We start from the raw sequence: 12,594 nt of genomic DNA, 5'->3' as shown, positions 1-12,594 counted from the left end.
GCAAAATACTTTAGTATCAAGTAGTTTCAGTAAAGAAGACGTTCTTTTAATTATTGAAAAAATAATGCACTTTTTTCTTGACTATTTAAACTAAAAATTTATTTTTGCAAAAAATAAAATCATTTAGAAATGTATTGGACTTTAGAATTAGCATCTTATTTAAGTGATGCACCTTGGCCAGCAACAAAGGACGAACTTATTGATTACGCAATTAGAACAGGAGCACCTTTAGAAGTTGTTGAAAACTTACAATCAATTGAAGATGAAGGAGATTCTTATGACTCCATTGAAGAAATCTGGCCGGATTATCCAACAGACGAAGATTACCTCTGGAATGAGGACGAATATTAATATCAAATAAAATTACCAATAAAAAAGTCTCATTTCGAGGCTTTTTTTGTTGACACAAATAATAACATTTTGTAAATTAAGGAAAATCATCACCTTATTTTATAATATTTTTAAATAACATAACAACATAACGTATCTTTGAAATGAATAAAAGATACTAAAAGGCTTGCCTTGAAGTATCTGTTGAAATTAGCAATCTCCTCAAAACAGGAACCTTGTAAATTTCTATTTTATTTTCATTACATACACAATAACAATTAAAAGCTTGTTTTACCCAAGTGTTTTACTATAAACAAAGTAAAAACACCATTTAAAAAACCAAGCAACCAAAAACATATACACATGAGTTTTTTAGATTCTGTACTAAAAGTATTTGTTGGCGACAAGTCTAAACAAGACGTAAAAGCCATAACACCTTTAGTAAATAAAATTAAATCCTTTGAAGCTGCTCTAGAAGCTTTATCGCACGATGAACTAAGAGCAAAAACAGCTTTCTTTAAAGAAAAAATAGCAGAGGCACGCAAACCACTTCAAGATAAAATAGACGCCCTTTTACTAGATGCTGATAACGAAGAAGATATTGATAAACGAGAAGATATTTATCTAGAAATTGATGCTATTAAAGACGAAGTCTATAAAATAACCGAAGAGGTTTTAAACGATATCTTACCAGAAGCCTTTGCTGTAGTAAAAGAAACAGCAAAACGTTTTACTAATAACACTTCTATTACAGTTACTGCAAATGAGTTTGATAGAGTAATTTCTGGAGCGCATGACTATGTAACCCTTGAAGGAGATCAAGCAACCTGGGCAAACTCCTGGGATGCTGCAGGAAAACCTATTACTTGGGACATGATTCATTATGACGTGCAATTAATTGGTGGTATTGCTATGCACCAAGGTAAAATTGCCGAAATGCAAACAGGTGAAGGTAAAACATTAGTAGCAACGCTACCTGTGTACCTTAATGCTTTAGCTGGTCGTGGTGTACACTTAGTAACCGTAAATGACTATCTAGCAAAAAGAGATAGCGCATGGATGGCTCCTCTTTTTGAATTTCACGGCTTAAGCGTAGACTGTATTGACTATCACCAACCTAATTCTGCAGCACGTAAAAAAGCATACAATGCAGATATTACCTATGGTACCAATAACGAGTTTGGTTTTGATTACCTACGTGATAATATGGCACATAACCCTAATGATTTAGTGCAACGTCCACATCACTACGCTATTGTGGATGAGGTAGATTCTGTTTTAGTAGATGATGCAAGAACGCCATTAATTATTTCTGGTCCAATACCTAAAGGAGATCAACATGAGTTTGATGCCTTAAAACCTAAGGTAGATGATATTGTTTCGGTACAACGTAAATACCTAACAGGTGTATTAGCAGAAGCTAAAAAACTAATTGCTTCTGGCGATGAAAAAGAAGGTGGTTTTCAATTACTTCGTGTATACAGAGGTATTCCTAAAAACAAAGCATTAATTAAGTTTTTAAGTGAAGAAGGTGTTAAACAACTACTTCAAAAAACCGAGAACTATTACATGCAAGACAACAACAGGGAAATGCCTAAGATTGATGCAGAACTGTACTATGTAATTGAAGAAAAAAACAACCAAATAGAACTTACAGATAAAGGTATTGAATACCTTTCTGGAAAAGACAATCCTGACTTTTTTATCATGCCTGAAATTGGTGTTGAAATTGCAAAAATTGAAGCCAAAGGATTAAGCAAAGAAGAAGAAGCAGAACAAAAAGAAGATTTATTTCGTGATTTCGGAATCAAATCAGAACGTATACATACCCTTAATCAATTACTAAAAGCATATGCCCTTTTTGAAAAAGATGTGCAGTATGTGGTAATGGATAACAAAGTAATGATTGTAGACGAGCAAACTGGTCGTATTATGGATGGTCGTCGTTATTCTGACGGTTTACACCAAGCGATTGAAGCTAAAGAAAATGTAAAAATTGAAGATGCTACCCAAACTTTTGCTACAGTAACCCTTCAAAATTACTTTAGAATGTACAGAAAGCTTTCTGGTATGACAGGTACTGCTGTAACAGAAGCAGGTGAGTTCTGGGAGATTTACAAATTAGATGTTGTTGAAATACCAACCAACAAACCTATTGCACGTGATGACAAACAAGATTTAGTATACAAAACCAAACGTGAAAAATACAATGCGGTTATTGATGAGGTAACCAAACTATCAGAAGCAGGAAGACCTGTTTTAATTGGTACTACTAATGTTGAAATTTCTGAGTTATTAGGAAAAATGCTTTCTATACGAAAAGTACCTCACAATGTTTTAAATGCTAAACAACATAAAAAGGAAGCAGAAATTGTAGATGAAGCAGGTAGAAGCGGACAAGTAACTATTGCAACCAATATGGCTGGTCGTGGTACAGATATTAAATTAACAGACGAGGTAAAAGCTGCTGGCGGTTTAGCAATTATTGGTACAGAACGTCATGATTCGCGTCGTGTAGACAGACAGTTACGTGGTCGTGCTGGTAGACAAGGAGATGTTGGTAGTTCACAATTTTATGTGTCTTTAGAAGATAATTTAATGCGTCTTTTTGGTAGTGAACGTATTGCCAAAATGATGGATAGAATGGGATTAGAAGAAGGAGAAGTTATTCAGCACTCTATGATTTCTAAATCTATTGAAAGAGCACAGAAAAAAGTAGAAGAAAACAACTTTGGTGTACGTAAACGTTTATTAGAGTATGATGATGTTATGAACTCACAACGTGAGGTAGTTTACAAACGTAGACACCATGCATTATTTGGTGAACGTCTTCGTGTAGATATTGCCAATATGGTTTATGATACTTCAGAAATCATTGCAGACACAAATAAAGCTGCTAGCGATTATAAAAATTTCGAATTTGAGTTAATTCGTTATTTCTCTATGAGCTCGCCAATTACAGAAGCCGAATTTGCCAAACTTTCTGTTCAAGAAATTGCGCAACGCGTATATAAAGCAGCTTTTGAACATTACAAAGCTAAAATGGAACGCAATGCAGAAGTTGCATTTCCTATTATTAAAAATGTATACGAAACACAACGCGATAAATTTAAAAGAATTGTTGTTCCATTTACAGATGGTGTAAAATCTTTACAAGTAGTTACAGACCTTGAAAAAGCGTATGAGTCTCAAGGAAAACAATTAATAACAGATTTTGAAAAAAACATCACACTAGCTATTATTGATGACGCTTGGAAAACACATCTTCGTAAAATGGATGAGTTAAAACAATCGGTACAATTAGCTGTACATGAGCAAAAAGATCCTTTATTAATCTATAAGTTTGAAGCTTTTGAGTTGTTTAAATCTACAATAGATCAGGTAAATAAAGACGTAATTTCTTTCTTATTTAAAGGTGAATTACCAACCCAAGAATCTACTATTCAAGAAGCGAAAGAAACGCGTAAAAAAGAAAACTTACAAACGCAAAAAGAAGAGATTCCTAACCTAGACGAACGTTCTGCTCAAAACAGAGCTGCTAGTAATACGCAACGTCAACCAGAAGTAGTAGAAACAATAGTACGTGACAAGCCAAAAATAGGACGTAACGACAAGGTTACTATCAAACACGTTATGAGTGGTGAAAACAAAACCGTAAAATACAAACAAGCAGAACCTTTAATAGCTAAAGGCGAATGGGTTTTAATTGAAGAATAAATAATGTTTTAAAAATAGAAACCAAATACATAGTTATTATTAGTCTATAGACTTTTAAATACACAAAAAAAATCCTGATGTTAACCTATCAGGATTTTTTATATTAAATAGTGAGCATTGGACTTTTTGTTTCCCTTTAAAACCAATTATTATAGGGTTAACCAATGCTACAAAATCTATAAACTTAAAACTAGGTATCCCATGAAAAATTTATTCTTAATTATTGCTATATTTTTAAGCTATAATGCATCTGCCCAAATTACAATTAACAATCCTAATCCAGGATCTATCGAAATCACAGAAAGAAATATTCTATTTAACCCAAACTATTTAAGTTTTTATATTAGAATAGATGATTATAAAATAGAACCTTTTAAAGTAAACCAGTTAGAACAAGAATATACCACTGTATTACTAGACTATTCAAATTTAAGACCACACGAAAAAAGCATTCCGCTTTACACAATTAAGATAAGCGGCACGCATATAAGTAATGGAATTAGAGAGGTCTATTTTGACTTTAAGTTTACAAACCTAGAAGCTTTTTTAGCGACTACATCTTTATTAGAAAATTATGATAGAAAAGGAAAACTTATTTTATCAAGATCACAAGTAAATCCTCAAGACGCTGTAAATGTGGTAATAGAAAACATCGCAAATCCTTCACCTGGAAGACAAAATGAACAACCAATATTTCCTATTCAAAACGATATCATAGAATACATACATAACTAAAAACATTATTATGAAAATTCACTTACTATATTACACCCTTTTTGTGCTATGTACTACCGCTGTTTCAAGAGCACAAGAACAAACAGTTACCAATATCACTATCCAAAAAATTGGTGAAACAGAATTAAAAACAAGCATCAACCTGCCTAAAAAGCAGACACTAAATCACAACAAAGGATTAAAAAATTATAAAAATCAATGGAAGCAAAACGCTAACGGTAAAACAGTAATAGAATTCAATAATGACATACTAGTAAATAACATAAAACTAAAAGCAGGTAAGTACTATATTTTATTTTTTCCAGGTAATGACTGGCAACCTAACAAGGATTCTATTGCTGCTTTTCCGGGAAACGACTGGAAACCAAAAAACAATTCTCTTATTCGCTTTCCTGGCAACGATTGGAACCCTAAAAATTCTAAACTAAAATTTCCAGGAAATGACTGGAAACCAAGAGAGAACAGCATAAAATTTCCAGGTAACGATTGGAAACCTGTAAATAAATTAATGGAATCTTTCCCTGGTAACGATTGGCTAGTGGTTTTTTATCGCATTACAAATAGCAATAAATTAGATAAGAATCTAATAGCCGCAGAACTAACTGTAGATTCAAAAAAATTAATTTTACCTACTAAAAATTTAACTGCTAATTTTATTTATTTAGCCCCTAATCATATTGAACTAACACTCTCTTTGGATAAAACACTTATTTCCATTCCAATACATATCAGATAAAATTCGATAATAGTTAATAAGCAAAAAAATCCTTTATTAATCTATAAGTTTGAAGCTTTTGAGTTGTTTAAACCTACAATAGATCAGATAAATAAAGACGTAATTTCTTTCTTATTTAAAGGAGCATCACCAACACAAACAAGCAAAGCTAATAGCCAAAGGAGAATGGTTTTTGGTAGAAAAAAAACAACTTAATACACCTAGCAAAACAATTATATTAATTAAAAGACTTGAAGTATATACTTCAAGTCTTTTTTTACAATATGGTACAACAAAAACCAAAACAACACATATTCTAAATTTTTTAACTAATATTTTTTTGTATCTTTAAAAATACCTAACCAAAATTAAAGATATGAGAAACGTGTTTGCCATTACTGTTGGTCTTGTTGTTGCTGGATTAGTAGTATTTTTATTATATATTTTAGGCCCTCAGTTTTTTACTTTCCCGCAAGGAGCTAATCCTATGGAGCCAGAATCTATTAAACAAAACATGCATTTAATACCTAAAGGAGCAATGATTCTAGTTATTGTAGCGCATTGTTTTGGTATTGTTGGCGGTATGATTGCATCTACAGCCGTTTCAGAAAACTCATTAATCCCTGCCTATATAGTATCCGCAATAATCATTACAGGATCTATTGGTGGCTCTTTGGCTATGTCTCATCCTACTTGGTCTATCATTTCCGGTATAATTTCTGTAATTGCAGCATTTTTTATTGGCAGATTAGCAGCTATTAACAAATTAAACGAAGAATAAAACATATTTTCTTACCTTATTATTTCTTGCTCTACAAAACACCTTGTTTTTTTCCATTTCAACGAAAAAAACACCTCTAGCGTCTAAATCTAGTCATTATTACTTAAATTTAACATGTTGCTATTAAGCAACTTACATCTCTTTATTTTTTTTTGATTAATAGCACTTAATAAACAAAAAAAACAAAAAAAAATGATGCAGCTTTACTTTACAATAAAGCGAAATTTTGTGCTATGTCTCTTAATTTCTACCTTACACTTTTCTTTAAACACAAATGCTCAAACCATTAGCTTTGGATCATCCAGCCTAGTAGGAGAATCTGTACTTAACCCTACTTCTTTAGAATTTGGACCAGACAACAGGCTATATATAGCACAACAAGACGGGAAAATTTTGGCGTATACTATAAGTAGAGACGCTGCTACATCAGGAAACGGAACCTATACCATTACCAATACAGAAGAAATTACCACTATACAAACAGGTATTGTTAATCATGATGATTCTGGAATTTCTAATCCTACACAACAACGTTTAATAACAGGAATTGTTACTGCAGGAACGCCTACAAATCCTATTTTATACGTAACCTCATCAGACTTTTTATTTGGTGGTGGTGGCGCTGGTAGTGACACTAACCTAGACACCAATTCTGGTATTCTATCTAAATTAGAATGGAATGGTACTTCTTGGGATAAAGTAGACCTTATAAGAGGATTACCTCGATGCGAAGAAAATCATGCCATCAATGGTATGGACACTTTTGAACGCGCAGGAAACAAATACCTATTAATTGTGCAAGGTGGTAATACCAACAAAGGAGCACCAAGTAATAATTTTGCTGGCACTCCTGAGTATTTTCTTTCTGCTTCTATGCTTATTGTAGATTTAACTCAGTTAGAAGGTATGCCTACCTATACAGACCCAAGAAACAATACCGATTACGTATATGATTTACCTACACTTAATGACCCAACAAGATTAGATATAGATAAAACACATGCAGATTTTCCATATCCTGTAGGGCATCCTTTACGAGATGCAACCATAGATATAAACGATCCTTTTGGAGGAAACAACAGTTTAAACCAAGCTTTTCCAGAAGCTGGAGGCCCAATACAATTATTTGCTCCTGGTTTTAGAAATGCTTATGATGTTGTAGTTACCGACAACGGAAGAATCTACACTTCAGATAATGGACCTAACTCCCTTTGGGGAGGCGTTCCTAAAATTTATGACAGCGCAACAGACACCTTTTTAGGAGACGAAAGCACAGTTACTTACGATCCTTTAAATCATTACATAAAAAATGAAATGAATGAATCTGGAAGTAGTTTAATTGGCGATCCTTTACATTTTGTAGGTACAATAAACGATCCTAATAAAACATATTACGGAGGACATCCAATTCCTATTAATGCCTTTCCTTCTCGAGCAGAAGTAATTGCCTATGAAAAAATTAATGGTTCCTGGGTTGCTACTAGTACCAACACCTTACAATCTTTATTAACAGGAACTTCGGGATATTTTAATACTTCTTTTTCTATTAGTGATTTCCCAGATGACCCTCGTTTTGGAGAATACCTTGTAGATGAGCCTGTTGGCAGCACTAAAGTAAACATTCTAGATGTTAGACCCTCTTCTACCAATGGTATACTAGAGTTTAAAGCATCTAATTTTAGCGGTATTATGCAAGGCAACATCTTAACCGCTTCTTTTAATGGAGACATTAACAGATATGCACTAAATGCTGCTGGAGACACTGTTTTAGAGCAAGAAATTATTTTTAGTGGTTTTGGCGCTTTACCTTTAGATATTACAGCGCAAGGAGATACAGATATTTTTCCTGGTACTGTTTGGGCTGCTACTTATGGAGCAAATAACATTACTATTTTTGAGCCTTCTGATTTAGATTGTGCGCAACCAGGAGAACCAGAATACGACCCTCTTGCAGATAATGATGGTGATGGTTTTTCTAACCAAGATGAAATTGATAATGGCACAAACATTTGTTCTCAAGGGAGCAAACCTAACGATAATGATGGTGATTTTATTTCAGATTTAAATGATCCTGATGATGATAATGATGGCATATTAGACGTTAATGACGCTTTTGCTCTAGATGCTAATAACGGTTTAAACACGAACCTTCCTGTTCATTTTGCTTTTTGGAATAACGATCCTGGAACTGGTTTTTTTGGCTTAGGTTTTACAGGTTTGATGTTAGACCCTTCTGGAAGCACAGACTACTTAACACAATTTGATGAAGCAGACCTTTCCTTTGGAGGTGCTGCTGGTAAGGCTACAGTAGATTATGTAACTATTGGTGATGCCATAACTAATAATCAAGATAATGGGTTTCAATTTGGTGTACAAGTAGATAGCAATTCTAATCCTTTTACTATTCAATCTAAAATAGAATCTCCATATTTTGGTATTAATGGTTCACAAACACAACCCGTAGATTTTCAATCCTGTGGTATTAGTTTTGGTAATGGTGATCAAGATAATTATTTAAAGCTTGTTTTAATGAATGGCGTTAGTAATGCCGATACTGTAAATGGCTTACAAGTACTATTAGAAAATAATGGCGTGGTAACCATAAACAACACTTATGATGTTCCTAATATTTTAGATGCTGGCTCTGTAAACCTATATTTTAGTATAGATCCTTCTGCAAATACAGCGCAACCATTTTACTCTATAGATGACGGACAAACATTAATTGTTTTAGGAAGCCCCATAACCTTGCCGCTAAATTTTTTAGATGCTACAGATAATAAAGGCTTAGCAATTAGTATTATTTCTACCGCTAGAGATACTGGCGCTTCTGCAAACCCTTTTACTGCTACCTGGGATTATATTGAAGTTTACGAAAACCAAAACGGTATATTAGCAGCTACACCTAATCCATTAGATTTTGGATTAACTCCTACCACAAATTCTTTAAGAACAAAACCACTTAATATTAGTAATGAAGGAGGTCCAACAGATGACGCCATAACCATAACTGCTCTTAATTTTACTGGTACAGATGCTGCTATGTTTGCTACAGATATTGCTTTGCCTTTAACTATTAATGCAGGAACGAATGAAGATATTCCGATACACTTTATTTCTAATAGTAATATAGGTGTTAAAAATGCTTCTTTAGAAATTGTACATTCTGGAAACAACTCTCCTATTTCCATAAGTGTTACAGGTGAAATTACAGACACTTATTCTCCTTTAGTTAGAATAAATGCAGGAGGCCCTTTAGTTGCTGCATCAGATGCTGGCCCAGACTGGGAGGCAAACGATACAAACGGAACGTTTACTGGTACATCGTATGCAGTTTCTTCTGGATCTAGATACAATATTTCTACGCTTGACTACACAGCTAAAGACGCATCAATACCTTCATATATAGACCAAACAACCTACGAAACAGTAATGAATTCACAACGTAGCATTAGCGTGACTTCAATTCCTATGATATTTTCTATTCCTGTACCTAACGGAGATTATATTGTTAATTTTTATGTCGCTAATTTATACAATGGTACTTCAGATCCTGGTGAAAGAATTTATAGTGTAGACATTGAAAACCAACGCTTTTTACAAAATTTTGACCCTTCAGCAACCTATGGACATCGTGTTGCTGGTATGATTCAACACAATGTGCTTGTATTAGATGGTATTTTAGAAATTGAATTTTTCAGAAATATTGAAAACCCAATGGTAAATGCTATTGAAATATTGGCACTACAAGGTTCTGATATTATTATAGATCCTATTGCTGATATTACTAGTTGCGCCTCAGAAATTTCTGATTTTTCAGTTATTGCAAATGGTGGTGATGCTAACGAAAACTTCACTTACTCTATTAGTGGACAACCAAGCGGACTGCAAATGGAACCAACTAACGGGCTTATTTTTGGTACTATTGATTCTAGTGCTACTACAGGAGGATTAAATAGTGATGGTGTACACCAAGTAACTGTTACTGTTTCTAAAACAGGAAGTACAGATGCTATTGAAACTTTTATCTGGACCGTTATTGAAGACACTGAAGTTCCTATAATTACATGTCCTGAAAATATTACGCAAACAGCAGATGCAGCGCTTTGTGAAGCTACAGTAACGATTACAGAACCTACTGCAACCGATAATTGCGCTACTAGCATTACCTATTCTGGTGTTCGTGATGACGCCTTATTATTAACCGATCCTTATCCTGTTGGTGTTACAACCATTACCTGGACTGCAACAGATGCTTCTGGTAATGAATCTATAACTTGCGAACAGACTATTACAATTACAGAGGATGAAGCACCTGTAATTACTTGTCCTGAAGATATAACACAAGCCGCAGACACAGGACTTTGCGAAGCTACAGTAACGATTATAGAACCTACTGCAACCGATAATTGTTCTGCAGGCATTACCTATTCTGGTGTTCGTGATGATGCCTTATTACTAACAGATGCTTATCCTGTAGGTGTCACAACCATTACCTGGACTGCAACAGATGCTTCTGGAAATGAATCTTTAACTTGTGAGCAGACAGTAACCATTACAGAGGATGAAGTACCTGTAATTGTATGCCCTGAGGATATAACACAAACAGCAGACGCAGGACTTTGTGAAGCTACAGTAACGATTATTGAACCTACTGCAACCGATAACTGTTCTTCAGGCATAACCTATTCTGGTGTTCGTGATGATGCCTTATTGTTAACAGATGCTTATCCTGTTGGAGAAACAACCATCACCTGGACAGCTACAGATACTTCTGGAAATGAATCTATAACTTGTGAGCAGACTATTACAATTACAGATGATGAAGTACCTGTAATTACTTGTCCTGAAGATATAACACAAGCCGCAGACGCAGGACTTTGTGAAGCTACGCTAACGATTATAGAACCTACTGCAACCGATAATTGCGCTACTAGCATTACCTATTCTGGTGTTCGTGATGACGCCTTATTATTAACAGATACTTATCCTGTTGGAGACACAACCATTACCTGGACTGCAACAGATGCTTCTGGTAATGAATCTATAACTTGCGAACAGACTATTACAATTACAGATGATGAAGCACCTGTAATTACTTGTCCTGAAGATATAACACAAGCCGCAGACACAGGACTTTGCGAAGCTACGCTAACGATTACAGAGCCTACTGCAACCGATAATTGCGCTACTAGCATTACATATTCTGGTGTTCGTGATGACGCCTTATTGCTAACAGATCCTTACCCTGTTGGTGACACAACCATTACCTGGACTGCAACAGATGCTTCTGGTAATGAATCTATAACTTGTGAGCAAACAATAAGCATTACAGAAGATGAAGTACCTGTAATTACCTGTATGGAGAACATAACACAAACTGCAGACACTGGATATTGTGATGCTAACGTAACAATTATAGAACCTACAGCAACCGATAATTGTTCTGCAAATATTACCTACACAGGAGTACGAAGTGACGCCCTTTTACTAACAGATCCTTATCCTGTAGGTGATACAACTATTACCTGGACAGCTACAGATACTACAGGTAACGACTCAAGTACTTGTGAACAGACTATTACAATTACAGATGATGAAATACCTGTAATTACATGTCCTGCTGATATTGTTGAAACTATCCCTAATGGTACAACAGAGGCATCTATAACAATTATAGAACCTACAGTTACAGAAAATTGCACAGGAGCAATTACGTATACTGGCATACGAGACGATGCTTTATTACTTTCAGATCCATATCCTCTAGGAGATACCATTATAACCTGGACAGCAACAGATGCTTACGGAAACGTATCTACTTCATGTAATCAAACTATAACTGTAAAATCAACTTATATATTACACTTAAATGTTTCGCTACAAGCAAGAACCGATTATACTGGTAATTATACAGTTATTATTTATGATGAAAATGACTTAGTAAATCCTGCTTACAGTTTAAATGCAACTGCCAACCCTGTTGGAGCATTAATTTTAAGCACAGAAATTCTGCCAGGAAATTATAAAGTATTAGTAAAACACCCAATGTATTTACAACGTCTTTTAAATGTTAGTTTAACAGGAAATCAAACAGAAACAGTAAGCCCATTATTAGCAGGTGATGCTAATAATGATAACACGGTCTCTTTTTTAGACTATGGTATATTATCTAGTACCTACGGTTTAAATTCTACACAGATTGGTTATGATAGTCGCGTAGATTTTGACAATAACCAAACCATAAACTTTTTAGACTACGCCATAATTACTGGAAACTATAGCCTAACTGGAGAAACACAAAACGATTAAAAAT

Annotated in this window: 6 protein-coding genes and 1 pseudogene; all 7 read left to right on the top strand. The window is 34.4% G+C overall.

Translation table 11 applies throughout. From position 1 onward, the window contains the following. The first annotated feature begins 129 nt into the window (after nt 1–129). The 7 genes and pseudogenes from KO494_RS08335 to KO494_RS16105 all read left to right on the top strand — a co-directional run bounded on the left by KO494_RS08335 (nt 130) and on the right by KO494_RS16105 (nt 12,590). The gene (locus tag KO494_RS08335) at nt 130–351 is read left to right on the top strand and encodes a DUF2795 domain-containing protein (RefSeq protein WP_006989959.1); all 222 of its coding nucleotides are present in this window, start codon (nt 130–132) and stop codon (nt 349–351) included. Between the two features lie 342 nt (nt 352–693). Continuing rightward, nucleotides 694–4,047 carry a preprotein translocase subunit SecA gene (gene secA, locus KO494_RS08330; protein WP_215967144.1) on the top strand — a complete coding sequence of 1,118 codons (3,354 nt, stop codon included), beginning with the start codon at nt 694–696 and terminating at the stop codon, nt 4,045–4,047. 201 nt (nt 4,048–4,248) lie between these two features. Then, the gene (locus tag KO494_RS08325; protein ID WP_215967143.1) at nt 4,249–4,782 is read left to right on the top strand and encodes a hypothetical protein; all 534 of its coding nucleotides are present in this window, start codon (nt 4,249–4,251) and stop codon (nt 4,780–4,782) included. Between the two features lie 10 nt (nt 4,783–4,792). Continuing rightward, complete coding sequence (locus tag KO494_RS08320) at nt 4,793–5,518, top strand: DUF2911 domain-containing protein (RefSeq protein WP_215967142.1); 726 nt, start codon at nt 4,793–4,795, stop codon at nt 5,516–5,518. A gap of 6 nt (nt 5,519–5,524) precedes the next feature. Then, nucleotides 5,525–5,683: pseudogene (locus KO494_RS16110) on the top strand (hypothetical protein); the annotation flags it as partial. 190 nt (nt 5,684–5,873) lie between these two features. Further along, a complete protein-coding gene (locus KO494_RS08310) occupies nt 5,874–6,278 on the top strand; it encodes a hypothetical protein (RefSeq protein ID WP_215967141.1) in 405 nt (134 codons plus the stop codon). Between the two features lie 228 nt (nt 6,279–6,506). Further along, nucleotides 6,507–12,590, top strand: a complete 6,084-nt coding sequence (locus KO494_RS16105) for an HYR domain-containing protein (protein WP_215967140.1) — start codon at nt 6,507–6,509, stop codon at nt 12,588–12,590. Nucleotides 12,591–12,594: the final 4 nt, after the last annotated feature.

It is taken from the genome of Lacinutrix sp. C3R15 (assembly GCF_018860825.1).
Taxonomy (GTDB): Bacteria; Bacteroidota; Bacteroidia; order Flavobacteriales; family Flavobacteriaceae; genus Oceanihabitans.
This window is presented reverse-complemented; position numbering and strand designations above follow the sequence as displayed.

Coding starts and splice junctions, on each gene's coding strand:
- KO494_RS08335 (WP_006989959.1), top strand. CDS start 130: ATGTATTGGACTTTAGAATTAGCATCTTATTTAAGTGATGCACCTTGG.
- secA (WP_215967144.1), top strand. CDS start 694: ATGAGTTTTTTAGATTCTGTACTAAAAGTATTTGTTGGCGACAAGTCT.
- KO494_RS08325 (WP_215967143.1), top strand. CDS start 4,249: ATGAAAAATTTATTCTTAATTATTGCTATATTTTTAAGCTATAATGCA.
- KO494_RS08320 (WP_215967142.1), top strand. CDS start 4,793: ATGAAAATTCACTTACTATATTACACCCTTTTTGTGCTATGTACTACC.
- KO494_RS08310 (WP_215967141.1), top strand. CDS start 5,874: ATGAGAAACGTGTTTGCCATTACTGTTGGTCTTGTTGTTGCTGGATTA.